General features: G+C 37.9%; 22 protein-coding genes. 14 read left to right on the top strand and 8 right to left on the bottom strand.

What is annotated here, in order from left to right; translation table 11 throughout:
* The first annotated feature begins 142 nt into the window (after positions 1 to 142).
* From BMZ31_RS04355 to BMZ31_RS04340, 4 genes are all read left to right on the top strand, one after another.
* Entirely contained in the window at positions 143 to 1,369 is a 1,227-nt protein-coding gene (locus tag BMZ31_RS04355) for a metallophosphoesterase family protein (protein ID WP_090830480.1), read from the top strand.
* Between the two features lie 13 nt (positions 1,370 to 1,382).
* Entirely contained in the window at positions 1,383 to 4,385 is a 3,003-nt protein-coding gene (locus BMZ31_RS04350) for an ATP-binding protein (RefSeq protein ID WP_090830479.1), read from the top strand.
* Positions 4,386 to 4,437: 52 nt separating this feature from the next.
* Positions 4,438 to 5,382 (top strand): 3'-5' exoribonuclease YhaM, encoded by a 945-nt coding sequence (yhaM, locus tag BMZ31_RS04345; protein WP_090830478.1) that lies wholly within the window; start codon positions 4,438 to 4,440, stop codon positions 5,380 to 5,382.
* A gap of 152 nt (positions 5,383 to 5,534) precedes the next feature.
* Entirely contained in the window at positions 5,535 to 5,723 is a 189-nt protein-coding gene (locus BMZ31_RS04340; RefSeq protein WP_090830477.1) for a sporulation YhaL family protein, read from the top strand.
* A gap of 49 nt (positions 5,724 to 5,772) precedes the next feature.
* Here BMZ31_RS04340 and BMZ31_RS04335 read toward each other — a convergent pair whose 3' ends face one another.
* Positions 5,773 to 6,642: a peptidylprolyl isomerase gene (locus BMZ31_RS04335; RefSeq protein WP_090830476.1), complete on the bottom strand. Its 870-nt coding sequence runs from the start codon at positions 6,640 to 6,642 to the stop codon at positions 5,773 to 5,775.
* A 208-nt stretch (positions 6,643 to 6,850) separates the two neighbouring features.
* On the opposite strand from BMZ31_RS04335, the gene BMZ31_RS04330 reads away from it, so the two are divergent.
* Entirely contained in the window at positions 6,851 to 6,934 is an 84-nt protein-coding gene (locus tag BMZ31_RS04330) for a YjcZ family sporulation protein (RefSeq protein ID WP_064503397.1), read from the top strand.
* 95 nt (positions 6,935 to 7,029) lie between these two features.
* On the opposite strand, the gene BMZ31_RS20660 is transcribed toward BMZ31_RS04330, so the two are convergent.
* A complete protein-coding gene (locus BMZ31_RS20660) occupies positions 7,030 to 7,215 on the bottom strand; it encodes a hypothetical protein (RefSeq protein WP_090830475.1) in 186 nt (61 codons plus the stop codon).
* A 171-nt stretch (positions 7,216 to 7,386) separates the two neighbouring features.
* On the opposite strand from BMZ31_RS20660, the gene BMZ31_RS04320 reads away from it, so the two are divergent.
* Complete coding sequence (locus BMZ31_RS04320) at positions 7,387 to 7,728, top strand: DUF1878 family protein (RefSeq protein ID WP_090830474.1); 342 nt, start codon at positions 7,387 to 7,389, stop codon at positions 7,726 to 7,728.
* Here the strand turns inward: BMZ31_RS04320 and BMZ31_RS04315 are convergent.
* From BMZ31_RS04315 to BMZ31_RS04295, 4 genes are all read right to left on the bottom strand, one after another.
* Entirely contained in the window at positions 7,706 to 8,299 is a 594-nt protein-coding gene (locus tag BMZ31_RS04315; protein WP_090830692.1) for an HTH-type transcriptional regulator Hpr, read from the bottom strand. The two genes, BMZ31_RS04320 and BMZ31_RS04315, sit on opposite strands and share 23 nt — an antisense overlap.
* A gap of 214 nt (positions 8,300 to 8,513) precedes the next feature.
* A complete protein-coding gene (locus tag BMZ31_RS04310; RefSeq protein ID WP_090830473.1) occupies positions 8,514 to 8,885 on the bottom strand; it encodes a YtxH domain-containing protein in 372 nt (123 codons plus the stop codon).
* Positions 8,886 to 9,408: 523 nt separating this feature from the next.
* The gene (locus BMZ31_RS04300; RefSeq protein ID WP_090830471.1) at positions 9,409 to 9,936 is read right to left on the bottom strand and encodes a tryptophan transporter; all 528 of its coding nucleotides are present in this window, start codon (positions 9,934 to 9,936) and stop codon (positions 9,409 to 9,411) included.
* A 131-nt stretch (positions 9,937 to 10,067) separates the two neighbouring features.
* Positions 10,068 to 10,487 carry an HIT family protein gene (locus BMZ31_RS04295; RefSeq protein ID WP_090830470.1) on the bottom strand — a complete coding sequence of 140 codons (420 nt, stop codon included), beginning with the start codon at positions 10,485 to 10,487 and terminating at the stop codon, positions 10,068 to 10,070.
* 639 nt (positions 10,488 to 11,126) lie between these two features.
* On the opposite strand from BMZ31_RS04295, the gene BMZ31_RS04290 reads away from it, so the two are divergent.
* The 4 genes from BMZ31_RS04290 to BMZ31_RS04275 all read left to right on the top strand — a co-directional run bounded on the left by BMZ31_RS04290 (position 11,127) and on the right by BMZ31_RS04275 (position 14,619).
* Entirely contained in the window at positions 11,127 to 11,867 is a 741-nt protein-coding gene (locus tag BMZ31_RS04290; RefSeq protein ID WP_090830469.1) for an ABC transporter ATP-binding protein, read from the top strand.
* Positions 11,860 to 13,071 (top strand): ABC transporter permease, encoded by a 1,212-nt coding sequence (locus BMZ31_RS04285; RefSeq protein WP_090830468.1) that lies wholly within the window; start codon positions 11,860 to 11,862, stop codon positions 13,069 to 13,071. The genes BMZ31_RS04290 and BMZ31_RS04285 overlap by 8 nt, the downstream gene beginning before the upstream one ends.
* Before the next feature lie 97 nt (positions 13,072 to 13,168).
* Positions 13,169 to 13,897 carry an EcsC family protein gene (locus BMZ31_RS04280; RefSeq protein WP_090830467.1) on the top strand — a complete coding sequence of 243 codons (729 nt, stop codon included), beginning with the start codon at positions 13,169 to 13,171 and terminating at the stop codon, positions 13,895 to 13,897.
* An 86-nt stretch (positions 13,898 to 13,983) separates the two neighbouring features.
* On the top strand, positions 13,984 to 14,619 hold the full coding sequence (locus BMZ31_RS04275) for a phosphatase PAP2 family protein (protein WP_175477994.1): 636 nt from the start codon (positions 13,984 to 13,986) through the stop codon (positions 14,617 to 14,619).
* A gap of 28 nt (positions 14,620 to 14,647) precedes the next feature.
* Here BMZ31_RS04275 and BMZ31_RS04270 read toward each other — a convergent pair whose 3' ends face one another.
* Together BMZ31_RS04270 and BMZ31_RS04265 are read right to left on the bottom strand one after the other, a co-directional pair.
* A complete protein-coding gene (locus tag BMZ31_RS04270) occupies positions 14,648 to 16,045 on the bottom strand; it encodes a hypothetical protein (protein ID WP_090830465.1) in 1,398 nt (465 codons plus the stop codon).
* 172 nt (positions 16,046 to 16,217) lie between these two features.
* Entirely contained in the window at positions 16,218 to 16,724 is a 507-nt protein-coding gene (locus BMZ31_RS04265) for an antibiotic biosynthesis monooxygenase family protein (RefSeq protein WP_090830464.1), read from the bottom strand.
* Between the two features lie 289 nt (positions 16,725 to 17,013).
* Here BMZ31_RS04265 and hemE point away from each other — a divergent pair, with 289 nt between their 5' ends.
* From hemE to BMZ31_RS04245, 4 genes are all read left to right on the top strand, one after another.
* Entirely contained in the window at positions 17,014 to 18,060 is a 1,047-nt protein-coding gene (gene hemE / locus BMZ31_RS04260; protein WP_090830463.1) for a uroporphyrinogen decarboxylase, read from the top strand.
* Between the two features lie 151 nt (positions 18,061 to 18,211).
* The gene (gene hemH, locus BMZ31_RS04255; RefSeq protein ID WP_090830462.1) at positions 18,212 to 19,150 is read left to right on the top strand and encodes a ferrochelatase; all 939 of its coding nucleotides are present in this window, start codon (positions 18,212 to 18,214) and stop codon (positions 19,148 to 19,150) included.
* 18 nt (positions 19,151 to 19,168) lie between these two features.
* On the top strand, positions 19,169 to 20,599 hold the full coding sequence (hemY, locus tag BMZ31_RS04250) for a protoporphyrinogen oxidase (RefSeq protein WP_175477993.1): 1,431 nt from the start codon (positions 19,169 to 19,171) through the stop codon (positions 20,597 to 20,599).
* Positions 20,600 to 20,704: 105 nt separating this feature from the next.
* Positions 20,705 to 21,277, top strand: a complete 573-nt coding sequence (locus BMZ31_RS04245) for a TetR/AcrR family transcriptional regulator (protein WP_175477992.1) — start codon at positions 20,705 to 20,707, stop codon at positions 21,275 to 21,277.
* The last annotated feature ends 1 nt before the right edge of the window (position 21,278 follow it).

The raw sequence follows: 21,278 nt of genomic DNA, 5'->3' as shown, positions 1-21,278 counted from the left end.
TCAGAAGAGAAGGCTTCTTTTTATATCCTTTTTAACTAAATTTCCAATATCACCATGATAATACTGAATGGTCTTATTAAATGTGTGGGAACACGCATTCGCTTTGTGTTAAAATAAAGAAAAAGTTCGTGAGGTAATCAAAATGAAACAGATTAAGTTTATTCATGCCGCAGACTTGCACCTCGACAGTCCAATGCAAGGATTGAAGCATTTACCTAAAGAAATCATAACAAGGCTGAGAGAAAGTACCTTTACAGCATTCAAGAAAATCACTGAGGCGGCTCTCCAACATTCAGTTGACTTCGTGGTATTGGCAGGAGACTTATATGATGGAGAGGATCGAAGTATAAAGGCGCAAGCCCGCTTTAAAAAGGAAATGGAAAAGCTGGCAGCTGCACAGATTCCTGTATATATCATACACGGAAACCATGATCATTTGAACGGGACTTGGATCAAGCTTGATATGCCAGAAAGTGTCCATATCTTTAATGAGAATGTAGAAGTTAGTAAACTAAAAACTAAATCAGATGCAGTCGTTCATCTTTATGGTTTCAGTTACGAACAAAGACACGTAATAGAGAGAAAAATAGATAGCTACATGAAAAAGGATTGGGCCGACTTCCATATTGGTATCCTGCATGGTCAAGATGGAGCGGATTCGAATCATGCTGCATATGCACCTTTTCAAGTTCAGGACTTATTGGAAAAGAAATTTGATTACTGGGCACTAGGTCATATACATAAGAGAGCAATCTTATGCGAAAGTCCTCCAATCGTTTATCCGGGTAATATTCAAGGGAGGCACAAGAAAGAACTGGGCGAGAAAGGGTGCTATCTCGTAACGCTTACCGAAAGAGAAGCTGAATTAGATTTCATTGCGACCGCAGATGTTGTATGGAAAGAAATTCAACTGGATATAACTTCAGCTAAGCATTTTCAGGACGTTTACTCGTTATGCAGGCAGACCATTGAAAATAATCGAGAGAATGGCAAAGGTACATTGCTTTCTATGAGTCTTGAAAATCAAGAAACAGAAACATTCCTTACACCTTCACTTGTTTCTGAACTCTTAGAGGTACTCCAAGATGAAGAAAAAGAGATGAATGCTTTTGTATGGTTAATAGATTTAAATGTCATGAACACAAATGTTATGAGTTTGCCAAATACGATATACGAAAGTGAGTTTTTGGGAGAATTATTTGCAGAAGCAGAATCGATTGAAAATATCGAACAGGCAATCTCTGTTTTATATGATCATCATCATTTAGGAAGAAAATATTTATCTCCATTAGAAGAGAAAGAGGAACAAGAATTGATTATGAAAGCTCAAACTTTATTAGCGAATTTGTTGACTTCAGCCAAACGGTAAGAGAGGGGTAAAAATGAGAATAACAGAGTTGTACATATATGGATTTGGACAATTGAATGACTTGGATATACGAGATTTGAGTGACTTCCAAGTGTTCTTTGGGGAAAATGAAGCCGGAAAGTCCACCCTTTCTGCCTTTATACATGCCATTTTGTTTGGATTTCCGACGAAACAGCAGTCTGACTTACGATATGAACCAAAACATCAAACCAAATATGGTGGTAAACTCAAGGCTCACTTCCCTGATCGAGGATATGCTGTCATTGAAAGGGTAAAGGGGAAAGCCGTTGGAGATGTGACAGTGGTTCTTGAAGATGGTACGCGCGGTAATGAGCTTCTTTTAAAGGAATTACTTTCTAATGTAGATAGGTCTTTATACCAAGCCATTTTTTCTTTTAACATTCACGGTTTGCAAAATATCCATCAAATTAAAAATGAAGATATCGGTAAATTTCTTTTCTCAGCTGGCACACTCGGAACAGATAGTCTTTCCATAGCTGAAAATGAACTTCAAAAAGAGTTGGATTTACGTTTTAAGCCAAGTGGAAAGAAACCCATAATCAATGAGAAGCTTCAAGAGTTGCATGAACTGAACGCAGACTTGAAAAAAGCCGCTGCCAAAAACCACGCTTACGAACAGCTTATCGTGAGAAAAACAGAATTGGAAAACGACTTGAACGGTCTTCGTAACGCGATAGAAGACCTGAGATTGAATGAAAACAAACTAAAGGAATGGATACGTGTTCGTCCAAACTTCCTTGAAGAGAAAAGTATCATCAGGGATTTAGAGAAAATAGGAGAGTTCAATTTTCCTATTCATGGTATTCAAAGGATAGAGAAGTTACTGCTGCTGTTGAACCCGCTAGATGCTCAACTTTCAACTGCGAAGGAGAACGCCGAGCAAATTTCTCGAGAATTGGAGTCCTTAAAACCTAATCAAGAAATTTTAGCTCATGAATCGGCCATTTTATCCTTATTGGAAAAACTGCCTTTACTTGAACAAATGAAACTTGAAGAAGCCAAACTTAAGAACCAAAAGGAAGAAACCAACGAAAAGTTGAATGTTCTTAAGGAAAAACTTCACCTCTCCATTCCGTATAAGGAAATTTTCGAGATCAATACAAACATCTTTGTAAAACAGGAAGTTGAAGAAGCCTACATTAAATCACAGAAATTATCAGAGAAAATGAAGGACCTTGATGATAGCTTTAATGAAGAAAAAAAAGAACTTGAAAATTTAGAAGAGGAAATGAAACGTTGTAGAGAACAACTACTTTCAGAAGAGGAAAGAAGTAAATATAGTAGAAGTTTTAAGAGTGAGACTGGAATTCAAAAAGCAGAGACGGAAATGGGTTATTTGCAAGAAAAGATCCTTTTTTATAATAACGCCGATCAGCAAGAAAAGAAGCGAATGAAGGAACAGCAAAAAAAGAAACAATTTCAACTCATGGTTTTCGCAGTTATCATAACTTTACTACTCGTCTATTTCATCATGACGAAACAATGGAATTTAGCGGCCATTGGTTTCTTTGTAAATATATTGCTGATTTTGCTTGGGATAAAGAATAAAGACTCTAAACCGACAAGCACAAAAAATGAAGTTTTGGAAGAACTCATCGAGCAGGAGGCAAGTTTAAGAGAGAACTTAAGAGTGATGAAGTCCGGTACGGATTTTCATGCTATTAAAATGATAGAAAAGGATGACCAACTTCTAAATCAATTGAAAAGTCTTGAACTGAAATGGGAACAAAAGAATATTCAGTATGAAAAAGTGCTTGCTAAATTTGAAGCCTGGGAAGAAGAAGTCAGGCAGAATGAACAGCAGGTAAGGGATCTATGTGCTTCACTAAAGCTTCCTTATAATATAGGGGTGGCGCGTTTGATTGAAGGATATCAGATGATTGAACAACTAAAGGCAAACTGGCGTGAAATCATCCGAATTGATCAAAGGCTCCAAGATATAAATGATTCTGTTAGTAAAATCGAGGTTCGTTTGAAATTTTACTCAGACAAGTTCTTTGATGGGCAAGATTACGATATTCACCATTTTTCTTTTACATTCAAGAGGATTTTAAAGGAAGAAACAGAAAAACAAATTCAATGTGAAGCAATCGGCAAAAAGTATAAAGAAACAGTTGATCATCTACAAGAGTTGCTTCGCCAACAAAGACATATGAAAGGTGAAGTTTCCAAACTCCTTGAAGAGGCGGATGCTGAGGATGAGCAGCAATTTATGTTAATAGGTAGAAAAGCAGAAGACAGGATTAAGCTTAATAAGAGGCTTCAGGAACTTGAACGTCAAAAGAGCTATAGTTTTCTAACACAACAAGATCTCGGAGAACTTGAAGCAATCTTGGATGTAGAAGCTTCTATTATGGAATTTGATACGAAAGTGAAGTTTTCCGAGTCCAGATACGCTGAAATGCAGGATCAACTTGCAAAGGTCAAGTACGAACTCCAAGTAATTGAAGATGGTGGTCTATACTCTGAACTCATGCACACCTTTAAGGAGAAGAAATATGAGTTAGAAGAAGCTGCTAGAGAATGGGCATCGTATAGTCTAGCTCAAAATATCCTGTACAGAACGGTTGAGAAGTATAAAAATCAAAGATTACCCCAAATGCTTGAAAAAGCTGAAGAATTCTTCGTTTTTCTTACAGAAGGGAAATATAGAAGAATTCATTTAAAGGATTCAGGGACAGGCTTTATCATCGAGAATAAGGATCATACGCTCTTTGAGGCTAATGAATTGAGTCAGGCAACAATGGAGCAAGTTTATGTTGCCTTGAGACTTTCTCTTGCGGTCACTTTATATGAGAAATATTCATTACCTATCATGATTGATGATAGTTTTGTAAACTTCGATGAAAAGAGGACGTCGAAGATTATGCAGCTTTTGAAAAAACTAAACAACAACCAAATCTTGTTTTATACTTGTCATAAACACATGCTCAAATATTTCAATGAAAGTGATATTCTCTGGCTCGATAAGGGTAAGGTAAGGATACATTCATAGGTAAATATCGGTATGATATACTTGAAGTATGGGAAGGAGTGTTGATTTCACTATGGGTAAAGGGATTCTAGATTTTGAAGTTGGGGAGCATTTTGAAGCGTTCCTACTTATTAAGAGTTCAGTAAAGGGAGTAGCTAGTAATGGGAAGCCTTTTCTAACACTCATTCTCCAAGACCAAAGTGGGGATATTGAAGCTAAACTTTGGGATGCGACAGATGAAGACGCAAAAAATTATTCTAACCAAAGTATAGTAAAGGTTTCTGGTGAAATTCAAAATTATCGTGGCAGAAGTCAGTTGAAGATAAGGCAAATCCGATCTGCAGGACCTTCTGATTCCGTTAAGCTTTCTGATTTTCTAGAAACGGCTCCTTTAAGTAGCGAGGACATGAACGGAATTCTAACACAGTATATTTTTGAGATGAAGAATCCAAATATCCAGAGAATCACAAGACACTTAATCAAGAAGCATCAAGTTGCTTTTCTTGAATATCCAGCGGCGACAAAGAACCATCATGAGTTTGTATCCGGTTTGGCTTATCATGTGGTAAGCATGCTCGATCTTGCAAAAGCAATCGCAGGGCTATATCCAAGCCTTGATAAGGATTTACTCTATGCAGGTGTGATTTTACATGATATGGGTAAAGTACTTGAGTTATCGGGCCCTATCTCAACCGCCTACACATTAGCTGGAAATCTTCTTGGTCATATTACCATTATGGTTAATGAAATTGGCAAAGCTGCTGACGAACTTGGCATAACAGGTGAGGAAGTATTGATTCTTCAGCATCTTGTTCTTAGTCATCACGGTAAAGCTGAATGGGGAAGTCCAAAACCTCCACTTGTTAAAGAAGCGGAGATTTTACATTACATTGATAATCTAGATGCTAAAATGAATATGCTTGACCGGGCATTAGAAAGAGTGAAGCCTGGTGAAGTGAGCGAACGAATTTTTCCGCTTGAAAATCGTGCTTTCTACAAACCAACTTTTCATAAATAACCAAAAAGCATTTCGCCAAAAAAGCGATTTGCTTTTTTGGTTTGCATTATTTGAATTTCATTGTTCCTTGTCCAATTTTTTTAGCATAATTTACACTTCCAAGAATATGTTGATAACAAGGGGACAACCTCATTTCGAAAGGAGCAATGTACATGACTATTCCTATTTGGGTATTTGCTGTTGTATTTGGGATTGTTATTAGTGCGATCATGGCAATTAAAACAGGAAGAGAAGAGAATAAACTTGAGATGGAGAGTATAGAGCGGGAAGGGGAAATCTATATTGTCCGTTTAGAGAGGGAAAAGGAAAGACGCAGAGAGAATAAATCACTTGGTGTTTAATACAAAAGAGGGACTTCTAATGAAGTCCCTCTTTTTAAGGAAGAGAAAATTATTTTCCTTCTTCTTTCTTAGCTGTGTCCAAGACACCTTTAAGATCTTTATCTTTAACTTCAACTTTAGCTTCTTTCATTTCACGTTTCATTGTTGCAGCAATAACTTCGTTAGTCAATTTTGAAGACTTTAATTGGTATTCCATCTCTTCTTTCATGTCTTCGAAAGATTTTTTCTCTTTCTTTTCCGTTACTTGAATGATGTGGAAACCATATTCAGTCTTTACAGGAGCACTGATTTCATTCACTTTAAGAGCATATGCTGCTGCTTCGAACTCAGGAAGCATTTTTCCAGCTCCGAACCAACCTAAATCTCCGCCTTGTTGAGCAGAAGTAGTGTCAGTTGATTTTTCTTTTGCTAAGTCTTCGAATTTAGCGCCGCCATCCAGCTTCGCTTTAATATCCTTAGCAGTAGCTTCATCTGCAACTAAGATGTGGCGTGCCTTAATTTCTGGCTTATAGTTGTCGTAGTATTCTTTAAGTTCTTTGTCTGTTACTTTAACATCTTTCAATGCAGCTTTTTCAACTAAAAGCTGGCTTTTAAGGATTTCTTTTAATTCTTTTTCATCCTTGATATTATTTTGCATCAAAAGCATTTCGAAATTTGCACCGGCTTGAGCCTTAATTTCGTCAACTTTCTTGTTTAGCTCTTCATCTGTAACTTTATATTTTTTTGCAAGGACTTTTTGATATAGAAGCTCTTGAAGAGCTTGTTCACCGTATTTTTCCTTCATTGCTTCGTAAAGCTCGTCCTTCGTTACATTTCCTGCCTTTGATTCAACAACGGCTTCTGAACTTCCGTTTCCATTACAAGCACTTAAACCAATAACCCCAGCCGTTAAAGTGAGGGTCAGTATCCATTTTTTCATGATGAACATCTCCTAAACAGTATATTCTTTTATTTCCACAAACCCTACTATAACACAAATGCAGATAAGTGCAAAAATTTTACTATTAAGTAGTCACATGAAAACGACTAGTCCACTTGAAAACTTTTCGGGTAAAGGGATAAACGCCCATTTCAAAAAGGAAGCAAATGAATAGTATAAGTTAGCAACTCTTAAAGGAGGTGTTAACATGGGTGCTGGATACGGCGGAGGCTTCGCTTTAATCGTAGTTCTTTTCATCTTGTTAATCATTGTTGGCGCAGCTTGGTTATAGTTTAAAATGAAGAAAAAACATGGGGCAAAAATTGCCCCATGTTCTTTTCATTCCACCTTCTGACGTTAGTGTCTGAAAAGGTGGAGATGTATGGTTTATGTGAAGAGAATTTCAATGTAAGAGGAAACAAGCAATATGGTAATTAAGATGTTGATAGTTCTAAAAACCTTGTGCTGTCGCTCTTCCGGGATTTCCTTTTGGGAACATAGGGAATCTGTCATCTTATTCACATAAAATAAGATAAAAACGGCTAAAATAAGAAACAAATATATGGAGATCATCAGCGATTCCCTCCCTTACTCTATAGTTTGCTTATAATACAATATCAAACATTTTCTAAAAAAGATAGTAAAAAAGAATGTGAGAATAGGCAGTTTATACATACGTTCTATGAGGGAATAATGATATAATCTTATGCTATAAGGATATAGGTTTAGAATCGAGGTCACAGGATGAACGAACGGACTGTTATGCAAAGACTAGAACTATTGGAATATCATCAAAGCCTGTTAATGGAAATGATGACTTTTTCATCAGATGAATTTAATAAATTGATCATCACAAAGAAGCTCTCCAAAAGGGAAGTTGAGACATTTTCATCATTTTGTGAGAAATTGAGCATAGAGATGCAAGAACAAAAAGCGGAAGGTTTTGTCTACTTTCATCCGCTTTTTAATGAATTTAAGTCTATTCTGCCTAGACATATCCAAGCAAGGGAGATGATTGAAGCCTGTTTACAGCAAGGTCTATTCACACCCTTAATGGCGGAGTTTAAGAAATACTTAAAGAGCTAGACAAATCTTGTGTCGTTTCCTCACGCTTCTTAAGCTTGCCTTCTTCTTCCACGAATTCCCCTTCAATCTTATTAAAGGATTTTTCGAAAATATCCATAAAATCATTTCCATAAATATTTCTCACAATTGCCATCGTCTCCACGAAATCAGGAAATTTCCCATACAGGTCTCGTAGAGGTAGGGCACCTGAAAATACAGCGTTGCCACTTGGCTCATATGATTCCATTAGAGAAAGAAGAATACCTTCACCTTGTTCTGTCAGTTGGATATACGTATTGCGTTTGTCGTTTTCCTTTTTAGAAAATTGAAGAAGACCACGTTCTTCAAGCTTTTTTGAAAAATTGAAAGCTGTTGAAACATGCATAACCCCAAATTTAGCCACATCGGAAATGGACGCACCGTTTAAATGATAGGCAATCCAAAGGATATGATGCTCATTGATGTTTAAGTCAAAAGGCTTAATCCATTGCTGCCAGTCCTTTTCAATAGATTTCCACAACGCTTTACTCAGCTGGGCTATCCTTTGGCTGAAAAGTATGGCTTCTTTCATTGAATATTCTTTTTCTGACATCCCCATTTTCACCCACTTTTTAAATACTCTATTAACATTATGCCAATAAAGTAAAAATTAATAAAGATATAAATTTACAAAATTTTTAGAATTTGAAAGTTTTTTTTAATTTTAGGTCGTTATTTTCTAAAAATTGGTTAAAATTGAGTTCTTTCAGTTCTTGAAAGAACTCAAAAAGTCCGATTACAGATCGATTTTTATTTTTGAGTGGAGACTATGCTTGAGCAGATTGATTCTTTGCCAGTTCTGTTTCTAATTGCTGAATCGATTCTTCGATTTGTGCTATTTCTTTTTGTAGTTCGAGTTGATGAGGTTCAATCTCTGATTTCCATTCAGCTAATGAGACATTAACATCTTGAACAAATTGAGAGATGTGAGCTTTACCTTCCTTTGATGCAGAAACGGACGAATTCTTCAATTCCACAAGATTATCCTTAAGTTCGAGCAAGTGTTTCGACCACAAATCTTTATTTGCAATTAATGAAGCGCGCGTTTCTTTTCCAGATGATTTTGTAGAAAGCAAAGTTGATACTCCTGCAACTACGCCTCCGACTAAAAATCCATATATAAATTGTTTTGGTTTCATATGTATACACCTCGTCTTTTTTCTATTTACAAATTTCTACATAAAATATGAAAATCCTTTTTTACAAAAACTTATAAATGACAGTCATTTGTTTATTTATATCACTTTGAAATGGAGCATAAACATTGTGAACACATAGGCTCATTTTTATCAGCATAATATTGATTAATACATCGCTTTGTAAATAGCGAAGGGTGGGGGAAGATGTGGGATTACTTATCAAGTTCATTTTCTTGTTGAGTCTTGTGTGTATAATTGGTTTTTTATATTATTTGCTTCTTTATCAAAAATCTTCAGCTTATCCTCCAAGATATTTGGTTATGAAAAGAATGCGTGTATTAGGGGGGAGTGGAGGGGCACTATTTTTGATGGGGTGCTTGTTTTATATCTTTTAATAAGGCGCTTTAAGCTGCATGTTAAAATCTGCTCAAGGCCCTCGTTATTCAAGGGGTATTCAACCTTGTGTCAATTATCTCGCTATACCAAAAAAAAAGAACCCAAAAATTGGGTTCTTCATTTTGCTTTATATTCGATGTGTTTGTGTTGTCAGTTTTGTTCTTTTTACGATTGTTCCTGCTACCGGATATAGGAACACCATCATAATTGTATTTAAGGCTGTTGCTGGCAATACAACGCCAATAAATAATGCAGTGAAAGGAATTGGTAAACCAACTAGCAATAGTGCTGAAGTTAGAAATACAGTTCCAGAAATCATTGTGCCAATTGCTGTTAAAATACCTACACTAATAATGGAGTTTTGAAACTTCTTCAAAACAAGGAACATTCCAAAGAATAAAAATGCTGATATAGGCTTATCAATGATATTTGGGACTAGACCTCCAGGGAAAGTTGTTGTCAAACCTGAGATTAATCCAGTTACAATTCCAAGAAGTAAGACGCTTTTTTTGTCAGGAAAAAGTATGATCCCCAAAAACATCATCGTCAGCATCATATCTGGTTTCATGCCGTTTATAAATCCGGGTACGACGGCATGAAGTACAGCCCCCATTCCTACCAATAGGGATAAGGCCACAAGGTTCTTCGTATTCATTTCTCATCTCTCCTCTGCTCTTCTGAGTCTAAGCTATTTTGTTCCTCCTGCAGTGCACTCATTGCCTGCAGCGAAAAACTTGTTGTCATTATATCATGGGTGGCTCAAAAATGGAACCAGTCTATTTCCATCTAAATTCGATTAGAAATTTTTTGAGCCATTTCTCTTAAATGGTCTGGAGTATAATCACTTTGATTTGATTTCCATACAGCTCCAAAACCATCGCCTTTGCCGTAGCGTGGAATGAGATGCAAGTGGAAATGGAAAACCGATTGTCCTGCATCTTCACCATTGTTATTAATCGTATTCATTCCAATCGGATTGAATTCCGTTTTTAAAGCATTGGCGATTTGAGGAACGACTTCGTAAATATTACGAGCAATTTCTGGAGTAAGTTCGTAAATGTTTTCCTTATGTACTTTTGGGATTACCAAAGTATGTCCTTTTGTAACCTGGCTAATATCCAGAAAAGCCACTACATGTTCATTTTCAAATACCTTTGAAGCGGGAATATCACCATTAACAATTTTGCAAAAGATACAATCTGACATTTATAACATCCTTTCAAATTTCGTCTCATTTAACTTGACTATATATTACCAAATATTATTCATTGTTGCTAAGCTGAACGATGTACAGGAGAGAAAGAAGAATTCCTTTCTTCATATTAAAAGGCAGGATCCGCTTGGAATCCTGCCTAATGAAGGGGAACTGCTTCTATGTGTGTGTTAACTCAGGTCATTCTCTTTGATAAGCACCTCATTTTCTATAAAATAGATAAGGGTGAATTATTTAAAGAGTGATCTTTGTTCAAGCTGACCATCCCCTTTTCAGGTTCTTCTTTATATGTTTAACAACGTATAAAGCTTAACGATGATCTGCGACAAACACCTCATTTTCACTTATTGATGGTAAGCGTATTTTGGTGTTTCAAGAACTCGACATGGTGTGCAATGCAACCATCCCCTTGTTAGGACATGTGAAGCTAACTAATTTGGATTGAAAAGTGAATTGTCTTTAACAGACACCTCATTTCAATTTTTAGCGATTGTTTAAACCGTTTTAGTTGTTGTTGCCCCTTCAAAAATTATGATGTCCGCTTTGGAGACTAAATATACACATGTTCTTTTCTATTTTTAAAATGAATATTTTGGTAAACTAAAAAGAAATGACGAGGAAGGGCGTTGATTATGGCTTTATTGAAGATCGAAGAGTTGACCGGGGGGTATACTCGAAATCCCGTTCTGAAAAATATTTCGTTTGAAGTTAAAGAAAAAGAAATCGTTGGATTGATTGGACTGAACGGGGCTGGAAAAAGTACAACTATCAAGCATATCATCGGTTTGATGGAGCCGCATAAAGGAACGATTTCCATCAATAATCTTTCATTCGTAAAAAATAAAGAAGCCTATCGGAAATTATTTACATTCATTCCTGAAACGCCAATTTTATACGATGAATTAACTTTAAAAGAACACTTAAAACTAACAGCAATGGCGTATGGCTTGTCTGAAAAGGAGTATGATCAGCGCGTCGAGAAACTTTTAAAGGAATTTAGAATGGAAAAGCGGATGAACTGGTTTCCTGCCCATTTTTCAAAAGGGATGAAACAGAAGGTCATGATCATGTGCGCTTTTTTAGTACAGCCATCTCTTTACATCGTGGACGAGCCATTCGTTGGACTTGATCCACTTGGTATTCAATCTTTGTTGGATTTAATGAAAAAAATGAAGGAAAACGGCGCAGGAATTCTTATGTCTACTCACATTCTCGCTACTGCGGAAAGATATTGCGACCGATTCATCATTCTTCATGAAGGAGAGATTCGTGCTCAGGGAACCCTAGACGAACTTAGAGAGCAATTCAACATGCCAACCGCCACTCTTGATGACCTTTATATTCAACTGACAAAGGAAGAAGATTATGTTTGATGACAAAAAGCTATGGAAAGAAAGGGCTAGCCGCCGCAGTAAAGATATGTCGCGTTATTTGCGTTACATATTCAATGGCCACCTTGTAATCGTATTGTTTTTTCTGCTTGGAACTGCCGCTTATTATTATCAAGGCTGGGTTCAAACCTTATCTGGAGATTTCCCTGCAGAAGTCATCATGGCAGTAGTCTTCGGCTTTGTCTTAACTTACAGTCCGGTGTACACCTTCTTATTAGAAGCTGACCGAATTTTCCTGTTGCCCGTTGAAACGAAGATGAAAGACTATTTCTTTCGTTCAACGATTGTCAGCATCGCCTTCCAAAGTTACATATTGCTAATGGTGCTGGCAGCTTTCATGCCACTTTATGCGAAAGTTAGTGGTCAAGGTTTTGGTTCGTTTCTGATGTTTTTTGTAGTATTATTGGCGATAAAAGGTTGGAACGTTTTCGTTAATTGGCAAATTCAATTTTTTCTGCAGCCTTCTATCCATTTATCAGATAAAATAGTCCGCTTTATGATTAATGCTGTCTTTATCTATTTGCTGTTTGTGAAGGCTAATTGGATATTCTTGGTGATATTAGGGTTTATGATGATTCTGTTTTATGCTTATTTTAGAAAGCAAACAGTGGATAAAAGTTTGAAGTGGGAATCTTTAATTGATCAGGAAGAAAAGCGTATGACGTCCTTTTACCGCTTTGCTAATCTTTTCACGGATGTTCCTCAATTAAAGGATAGTGTGAAGAGAAGGAAATGGCTTGATTTCATTGCCAATAGGATCCCTTATTCCCAAGAAAAGGCATTTCAGCATTTATTTATGCTCGCTTTCCTAAGATCTGGTGATTTTTTTGGTCTGTTTATTCGTTTGACGCTTATTGGCGGGGCAGCAGTATATCTTATTTCCTTTCAGTATGGTCAAATCGCATTATCACTGTTGTTTCTTTATTTAACGGGTTTTCAATTACTTCCGTTATGGAACCATTACAATAATAAAATATGGCTCGAATTGTATCCCTTAAAATCAGAGCAGAAGAAAACGGCTTTTCAATCTTTGTTATTTAAATTAATGATGATACAGAGCGTTTTGTTTGCTTTGATGATGTTGGTGAAAGGTGATTATATTATCTCTTTATTGGCTTTTTCAGCTAGTATCCTTTTCTCCATTTTCTTTGTTTATTTTTACAACAACAAAAAGCTGTTTACTTAAGATCTCCTTCCCGTTATGGGAAAGGAGATTTTTTTGAAACTTGTTACTATTTTAAACGTAGAAATAATCATTACAAAACAGGAATGGTGTGGAGCAAATGAATGAATATGAATTAAACATATATAAGGATTTAGAAGAATGGAAACGAAAAATAACGAAGCGTTCTGGAATCATTGCACGTATCTCCAAAAAAGCTCAAGTGAAAGTTAATACAATCATTCCGGAGAAGGTCCATAAAGTTTTGACGGAAAGTATTAAAGGGATGGTAAAAGCTACTCTGGTGGGCTCACAATATTCGACTAAAAAAGATCAAGGATCTGGTTTCACGCTTGCGCAACGCGATGAGCTCGCCAAAAGTAAATTGTCCACTTATCAAAAGACTGCCATGCTTGAAGGGGCAGGAACAGGAGCTGCTGGTTTTTTTCTTGGGCTTGCGGATTTTCCCCTCTTGCTGTCTATTAAGATGAAGTTCTTATTTGAAATTGCAGCGGTCTATGGATTTGACACGAGTAAGTATGAAGAAAGACTATTTATCCTCCATGTATTTCAACTTGCATTTTCCAGTGATGATACAAGGATTGAGACATTCCATACGATTGAAAAATGGGAAGAGAAGAAATCAATGCTGGCAGATATGGATTGGAGAGAATTTCAACAAGAATATAGGGACTACATCGATCTTGTAAAGATGATGCAGATGGTGCCAGGTATTGGGGCAATTGTTGGGGCCTATGCAAATCATAATCTCTTGAAGCACTTAGGCGAAACCGCCATGAATGCCTATCGTTTGAGAGTTCTAATAATGAATCCAAAGGACTATGGATGATATAGACAATTTTTACACATTTTCATATACTTGACATAGTATACTGTCAAGAAGGCTATTAGAGAAAGGAATAGTTACATATGAAAATGAATCGAAATTGGACATTGACAGCGATTGCGGTCTCTTTTGTTGTTGCACTATTAACCGTCTGGCAGGTTGGTCAAACAAAAGGAGCGCTTTGGTTTGATAAAGTTATAACATCCTCGTTAAACTGGGTACCAGAATCAAGCCTTCCGTTTTTTATCGCAATAACTGAAATGGGTGACAAGGTTGGGATTGGCATTCTGGCACTCATTACCGTCTTGTGGTTGGCGTTTAAAAAGAAGGACTTTGCTGGTATAGCGGCTTTTGTTTTTGCAGTAGCACTTGGAAATGAAGTTTCAAAGTTGCTTAAGAATATGGTTGGAAGACCTCGCCCTGAAGTTGAACATCTCGTTGATTTGACAAGTTTTAGTTTTCCTAGTGGTCACGCTATGGTAGGAATCATTCTGTATTTTTTTATTGCTTATCTGATCTTGAAGCATGTTGAAAATAAGAACATTAGAATGCTTGGAGCCGTTTTGGCTGGTATCTTGATTTTACTCATCGGAATGAGCCGCATCGTACTTCATGTTCATTATGCTTCTGATGTAGTCGGTGGATATGCGCTCGGATTTATGTGGGTATCCTTATGGATTTTCTTATATGAAAAGTATGGACGAAAATTAAATAGAACGAAATAGGCAGCCATGTGGCTGCCTATTTTATATATCAAATCAAAAACATTGCCACAATGGTTGTCACGATTAGACCAATGGTAACAGGGGCAAGATTTCTTCTTGCCAACTCGAACGGGTCTACATTACAAATGGCTGCAGCAGGAATTAACGCCCAAGGTACGAGTGTGCCTCCTCCAACCCAGATGGCCGCGATTTGACCTAATGCAGTCAAAGTTGCTGCACCAGCACCGATTGTTGTTGCAAAAAGTTTTGCAATCGATCCGGCGAGAGAGATTCCTGAGAAGCCTGAACCGTCTAAACCGGTAATGGCTCCGACCGAGGTTAGGGTAATGGCACCCACTTCTTTACTTAAAGGCACAACTGAAGCAAGTGCAACACCCAAGTCGTTTACAATACCGTTGGATGCTTTCGGCAGATAATCTCCAATAATGGTTGTGAAACCGGCATCCCCTAGGTAGAAGAAGGCGGCAATCGGAATAACGGGACCAAACACTTTAAACCCGAATTGAAAACCATCTATTAGATAATTCGTGGTTTTTTCCAACCCTTTATCCTTATGACTCATCAATGTAATCATGATCAAGATGAAAATCGACGTACCGCCGATAAGGGCAGTTGCATCCCCGCCCTGTAATTTAAGAAAATACATGGCAGCTACATCAAGGGCAAATAGTAGAGGAACAAAAAGAGCGAAAAATCTTTTTTGCCCGGTAGTAAGCAATGAAGTCTCTGAATTGCTTGAATCCGTACTTTCTTCAGCAGGTAGTATAGTAGGAAGTAACACACCTCTTTTCATATCTCTTCTTAAAAAGTAGAATGCAGCAATCGTTGTGACAGCACCCATTACAAACACGAGCGGGATACTAGCTTCAATCACTTCTGCCACCTGTAAACCGGCAGCGTCTGCCGTCAGTTTCGGTGCTGCCTGAATGATAAAGTCACCTGAAAGTGCAATACCATGACCAAATAGATTCATTGCCATCGCTACCCCAAGTGCTGGTAATCCTGCTCGGACTGCGACAGGTAACAGGACAGCTCCTAATAACGCAACTGCAGGAGATGGCCAGAAGAACCAAGATATTACCATCATCAATATACCAATTGTCCAATATGCCAGGGCCGGGTTGCGGATGAGCTTAGAAAACGGAGAAATCATAACCTCGTTAATGCCCGTTGAAGTAAGTGTTTTACTCATAGCAACGATGATAGAAATGACGAGTATGGTGGAGAGAAGTTCTGTTATGGCGTATATGAAACTTGTGAAAATGCTGCTGACAGACATACTCACCGAACCAGTCGCCGTGATGGCAATGAGGAAAATACCTATAATACAAACAAGGGTAGTGTCTCTTCTTTTAATCATAAAACCGATAATTAATACGATAAAAACAACATATATCCAGTGAAGTGCCGTGAGATCTATACTCATAAAATTACCTCCTTTCATTCATCTGGGAAGCGATTAGACATTCGCCCTGCCGGATGTAATACAGAATATGAAAAAATGAAAAAGAGGTGTTTGAACGATTAAAAATATGTTTTTTGTGCAGGTGAGCTCCGATATAAACCAAAAACGGAACAGAGCATTAGCTCCGTCCCGTCTATTCTTTAGGAATATAGTACTTTGTTACATACGATTGACTTGAGAAAATGTTAGGTTGTTTATCAATCCCTTCCTCTGTGCCTCTCTTTTCATGAGCTTTATCATAGGCCTTGGAAGTTTGCCAAGCATTGAAATCTGATTCACTCTCCCATTGGGTTAAGATAATATAAGTATTGGATGAAAGGGGACGCAACACGCGAATCGCAATAAATCCGGGTTCTTGTTCGATCATCCCTGGTCGATTCTTAAAGCGATATTCAAATATTGGCTTGCCTTCATCCGTTACCGGAATATTATTCATGACGATAAAACCTGATTTTTTCAAAGATCCAGCAGAGTCTATCACCTCATATTTGCGTGGTTCGTTAAATAGAGTGGCTCCCTCAGTCTCATGAAGTAATAACGCACCATCGGTATCTAGCATTGTCAACATCGTTTCTGCTGAGTGTTTATTCTCAATAGATTTCATGTAATCAAATGTTCCTGATGTCATGTAAATCTTCATTATATACACCTCGTTTTTTATTGATAATATACTTTTGATTCTTTAACAAAAACTACTTTAATCTATCTATACTTTAGGGAGTATTCATTTTCTGCCCAATAAATTGGAGGATGAAACGCTAATTTCGACTTTTTTTTGACAGTTTTCCATGTTAACTATACAGAGATGTTAGAAAACGCTATATTTGTAAAGAAAGTATTTTAGAATGTTTATAAAGAAGAAGTTTCTCATTTTGGTTCTTATATATTACAATGAAAAACAGACATGTTTTTGAAAGGTGGATACAATAGTGGCGAAAGCAATAAATGAAACATTTTTAAAAGCAGCAAGAGGAGAGAGGACGGATTATGTTCCTGTATGGTATATGCGCCAAGCAGGGAGATCACAGCCGGAGTATCGCGCCATTAAGGAAAAATACTCATTATTTGAAATTACGCACCAGCCTGAGTTATGCGCTTATGTAACTCGTTTGCCGGTTGAACAATATAACGTTGATGCAGCAATTTTATATAAAGATATCATGACACCACTGCCTGCAATCGGTGTGGACGTAGAAATAAAGTCAGGAATCGGTCCTGTTATTTCAAACCCTATCAGATCTTTTTCCGATGTAGACAAACTTGGGGAAATTAATCCGGAACAAGACGTTCCTTATGTGCTTGAGACGATCAAGCTTTTAACAGAGGAACAATTGTCCGTACCGCTAATTGGATTCGCTGGTGCACCGTTTACACTGGCTAGTTATATGATTGAAGGCGGTCCTTCGAAAAACTATAACAAAACGAAAGCATTTATGTATGCAGAGCCAAAAGCTTGGTTTGCATTAATGGATAAGCTTGCTGAAACGACAATCACTTACGTGAAAGCGCAAATCAAAGCGGGAGCAAAAGCGATTCAAATCTTTGATTCATGGGTAGGAGCTCTTAACGTTGAGGATTATCGCTATTTCATCAAGCCTGTCATGACTCGAATTTTCAGTGAGCTTAAAGAAGAAAATGTACCATTAATCATGTTCGGTGTTGGAGCAAGTCATCTTGCAATGGAATGGCACGATCTTCCGCTTGATGTCGTTGGATTGGACTGGAGATTGCCGATCAATGAAGCGCGTGGCATGGGCATTACAAAAACGGTACAAGGTAACCTTGACCCAGCGATTCTTTTGGCACCATGGGAAGTAATCGAAGAGAAGGCGAAGGCTATCTTAGATCAAGGGATGTCGCATGACGGTTATATCTTCAATTTAGGACACGGCGTTTTCCCATCTGTAAATCCAGATGTTTTAAAGCGTTTAACAACATTCATTCACGAATATTCAGCTGCAAAACTTAGCCGTTAATCACCTTTTTAAAAAACAGAGTGTTAAAAGTGGTAAGGAAAAGCTGGTTTTGTCACAATAGGAAGAAACCGCCTCAGTGGCCGAGCTGCTGAGGCTCTCCTGCACTCTTAAGAGGTGCACCGTTTACATACACATAAAAGAGGTGTTATAGATGACGAAGAAGAAGATGGGGCTACTTGTAATGGCATACGGTACTCCCAATAAATTGGAGGATCTTGAAGGGTATTACACTCATATTCGCCATGGCCGAAAACCTTCTCCAGAAATGCTGGAAGATTTAAAGAACCGTTATGAGGCAATTGGTGGCATTTCCCCACTTGCAAAAATTACAATCGAACAAGGTCAAGCCCTTGAAGCACACTTGAATACCATTCAAGACGAAGTGGAGTTCAAAATGTACCTTGGACTAAAACACATTGCTCCGTTCATTGAAGATGCGGTCAAACAAATGTATGAAGATGGTTTGGAAGAAGCGGTAAGCATCGTATTGGCACCGCATTTCTCAACATTCAGCATTAAGTCGTACAATGGACGTGCTAAGGAAGAAGCGGAAAAGCTTGGCAACCTAAAGATTCATTCGGTGGAAAGCTGGTACAATGAGCCGAAGTTTATTGATTACTGGGTGAAAAAAGTAAGCGACACATACGCGGAAATGCCGAATGAAGAGCGCGAAAATGCTGTTCTAATTGTCTCTGCCCACAGCCTTCCTGAAAAAATCCTTCAACTCGGTGACCCTTATCCGGACCAACTCCATGAAACAGCTGATTTGATTGCCCAAAAAACGGGTATCAAAAATTATGCAGTAGGCTGGCAAAGTGCTGGAAACACTCCTGAACCTTGGCTAGGTCCTGACGTGCAAGACTTAACACGTGAACTTTTTGAAAAGCATCAATACAAGGCATTCGTTTATACTCCGGTTGGGTTTGTATCTGATCATCTAGAGGTTCTATTTGATAATGATATTGAATGTAAAGCTGTCACAGATGAAGTGGGTGCTCAATACTACCGTCCCGAAATGCCGAATGCAAAACCTGAGTTTATTGACGCTATGGCCACAGTCATCCTTCGTCTGTTAGCTGATAACGAATAAAAAGGCGATGATTTTATAATGGTGGAAAAAAAGAAGATTGTCATAATTGGTGGAGGAATGACAGGTCTTACAGCTGCTTATTACCTGCAAAAAATAGTCCGTGATAACAATTTGCCTATTGATGTAACTCTTGTTGAAGCATCCCACAGGCTAGGTGGCAAAATGCAGACCGTCGTTCGAGATGGTTTTACCATTGAGCGTGGACCAGATTCATTTTTAGCAAGGAAAACAAGTATGTCCCGCCTTGTGAAGGAAGTAGGTCTTGAAGACCAGCTTGTTAGCAATACTGCAGGGAAATCCTATGTACTTGTGAAAGAAAAGCTGCATCCCATGCCAGGTGGTTCTGTTATGGGAATACCTACACAAATGGCACCTTTTGTTACGACAGGATTGTTCTCAATGGGAGGGAAATTGCGAGCTGCGGCTGATTTTATTTTGCCTAAGTCTGAAGGCAGTCAAGACCAAGCGCTCGGCGAATTCTTCCGTAGAAGACTTGGCAATGAAGTGGTTGAGAATTTGATTGAACCTTTATTGTCGGGAATTTATGCAGGAGATATTGATCAATTAAGCTTAATGTCGACTTTCCCACAGTTTTATGAGGTAGAGCAGAAATATCGAAGCCTTATTTTAGGGATGAAAAAAACATCACCACCAAAGCCTAAAGATGAAAAAGGCAAATCCAAAGGTATTTTCTTGACGGTTAAGTCGGGACTACAATCTTTAGCTGAAGCGATTGAAGCCAAGCTTGAACCAAATACGGTTCTGAAAGGATATCGAGTAGACTCTATTGATAAACTGGATGTAGGGTATGGGATATCATTCAATAATGGGGAGACATTGAGAGCAGATAGTATTGTAGCGACCGTTCCGCATCACGCCATGCAATCAATGTTTTCACAATATGATTTCTTTGATTCTCTGAAATCGATGCCGGCTACTTCCGTTGCCACTGTAGCGATGGCGTTTCCAAAGGAAGCTATCCGTAAAGATATTGATGGAACAGGTTTCGTTGTATCAAGAAATAGTGATTACACGATCACTGCATGTACTTGGACACATAAGAAGTGGCCCCATACCACTCCAGAAGGTAAAGTACTACTCCGCTGCTATGTTGGAAGGGCAGGAGATGAGGCTGTTGTCGATTTATCCGACGACCAAATCATCAAGATTGTACTAGATGATTTAAATAAAACGATGAACATTACACTAGAACCTGAATTCGCGATTGTCTCTCGTTGGAAAGATGCAATGCCACAATATACGGTCGGTCATAAAGAACGAGTGCAAACCATCAAGGAGCATGTAAGTAAAGAACTTCCTGGAGTTTTTATTGCCGGTGCTTCTTTTGAAGGTATTGGACTTCCTGATTGTATTGACCAAGGCGAAGTAGCTGTTCAACAAGTGGTAGAGTTTTTAAATATGGAAATGAAAGAAGCTGTCAAATCGTGACAGCTTTCTTTTTCTCTTGCATCGGTTTGCATACCGTGATAAAATAACTTCAGTCCTGAATGACTAAAATGTTCATTTGGTCAGTTTCGTGAAAGAGGTGTTGAAATGGCGATTGATAGAAAGCGGCTTATCATTGATGCAGCGACAAATTCGTTTACACTTTTTGGATATAAAGCGACGACAATGGATCAAGTTGCCAAGCTAGCCAATGTTGGAAAAGGAACGATTTATACTTTTTTTAAGAATAAAGAAGAACTTTTTGATGAAATCATCGCGAGTCTTATCAATGACATGAAAGAAGCTGCAGATGAAGCCTTTGATTCATCGTTAACTTTTCACGAAAATGTCCACCGTTCACTTTTTGCCATTCTTGAATTTAGGAAGAAACATCAGTTGACGATCAAGCTTTTCCAAGAGGGACGAGATATGGGGACACCAACGGTTATGGAAGTCATGTTGCGACTTGAAAAAGCCATCATCGGTTATATCAAAGAACGTGTTCAACAAGCGATAAGTAAAGGGGACATTAAAGAGTGTGACCCTGAATTGACGGCATTCGTCATGCTAAAGCTATATATTGCTCTGATCTTTGATTGGGAAAAACAGCATGAGCCATTGCAAAAAGAAAAGATTGCTTCATTATTTGAACAATATATCTTTAAGGGATTGTCTAAATAAG

The organism is Bacillus sp. cl95 (assembly GCF_900115925.1).
In the GTDB taxonomy this organism is placed as follows: Bacteria; Bacillota; Bacilli; order Bacillales; family Cytobacillaceae; genus Neobacillus_A.
Note: the sequence above shows the minus strand (reverse complement) of the source record. Positions and strands in the feature narration are given on the sequence as shown.

What these genes read in the sequence shown, in the direction of transcription:
- BMZ31_RS04355 (WP_090830480.1), top strand. Translation starts at nt 143, where the DNA reads ATGAAACAGATTAAGTTTATTCATGCCGCAGACTTGCACCTCGACAGT.
- BMZ31_RS04350 (WP_090830479.1), top strand. Translation starts at nt 1,383, where the DNA reads ATGAGAATAACAGAGTTGTACATATATGGATTTGGACAATTGAATGAC.
- yhaM (WP_090830478.1), top strand. Translation starts at nt 4,438, where the DNA reads ATGGGTAAAGGGATTCTAGATTTTGAAGTTGGGGAGCATTTTGAAGCG.
- BMZ31_RS04340 (WP_090830477.1), top strand. Translation starts at nt 5,535, where the DNA reads ATGACTATTCCTATTTGGGTATTTGCTGTTGTATTTGGGATTGTTATT.
- BMZ31_RS04335 (WP_090830476.1), bottom strand. Translation starts at nt 6,642, where the DNA reads ATGAAAAAATGGATACTGACCCTCACTTTAACGGCTGGGGTTATTGGT.
- BMZ31_RS04330 (WP_064503397.1), top strand. Translation starts at nt 6,851, where the DNA reads ATGGGTGCTGGATACGGCGGAGGCTTCGCTTTAATCGTAGTTCTTTTC.
- BMZ31_RS20660 (WP_090830475.1), bottom strand. Translation starts at nt 7,215, where the DNA reads ATGATCTCCATATATTTGTTTCTTATTTTAGCCGTTTTTATCTTATTT.
- BMZ31_RS04320 (WP_090830474.1), top strand. Translation starts at nt 7,387, where the DNA reads ATGAACGAACGGACTGTTATGCAAAGACTAGAACTATTGGAATATCAT.
- BMZ31_RS04315 (WP_090830692.1), bottom strand. Translation starts at nt 8,299, where the DNA reads ATGTCAGAAAAAGAATATTCAATGAAAGAAGCCATACTTTTCAGCCAA.
- BMZ31_RS04310 (WP_090830473.1), bottom strand. Translation starts at nt 8,885, where the DNA reads ATGAAACCAAAACAATTTATATATGGATTTTTAGTCGGAGGCGTAGTT.
- BMZ31_RS04300 (WP_090830471.1), bottom strand. Translation starts at nt 9,936, where the DNA reads ATGAATACGAAGAACCTTGTGGCCTTATCCCTATTGGTAGGAATGGGG.
- BMZ31_RS04295 (WP_090830470.1), bottom strand. Translation starts at nt 10,487, where the DNA reads ATGTCAGATTGTATCTTTTGCAAAATTGTTAATGGTGATATTCCCGCT.
- BMZ31_RS04290 (WP_090830469.1), top strand. Translation starts at nt 11,127, where the DNA reads ATGGCTTTATTGAAGATCGAAGAGTTGACCGGGGGGTATACTCGAAAT.
- BMZ31_RS04285 (WP_090830468.1), top strand. Translation starts at nt 11,860, where the DNA reads ATGTTTGATGACAAAAAGCTATGGAAAGAAAGGGCTAGCCGCCGCAGT.
- BMZ31_RS04280 (WP_090830467.1), top strand. Translation starts at nt 13,169, where the DNA reads ATGAATGAATATGAATTAAACATATATAAGGATTTAGAAGAATGGAAA.
- BMZ31_RS04275 (WP_175477994.1), top strand. Translation starts at nt 13,984, where the DNA reads ATGAATCGAAATTGGACATTGACAGCGATTGCGGTCTCTTTTGTTGTT.
- BMZ31_RS04270 (WP_090830465.1), bottom strand. Translation starts at nt 16,045, where the DNA reads ATGAGTATAGATCTCACGGCACTTCACTGGATATATGTTGTTTTTATC.
- BMZ31_RS04265 (WP_090830464.1), bottom strand. Translation starts at nt 16,724, where the DNA reads ATGAAGATTTACATGACATCAGGAACATTTGATTACATGAAATCTATT.
- hemH (WP_090830462.1), top strand. Translation starts at nt 18,212, where the DNA reads ATGACGAAGAAGAAGATGGGGCTACTTGTAATGGCATACGGTACTCCC.
- hemY (WP_175477993.1), top strand. Translation starts at nt 19,169, where the DNA reads ATGGTGGAAAAAAAGAAGATTGTCATAATTGGTGGAGGAATGACAGGT.
- BMZ31_RS04245 (WP_175477992.1), top strand. Translation starts at nt 20,705, where the DNA reads ATGGCGATTGATAGAAAGCGGCTTATCATTGATGCAGCGACAAATTCG.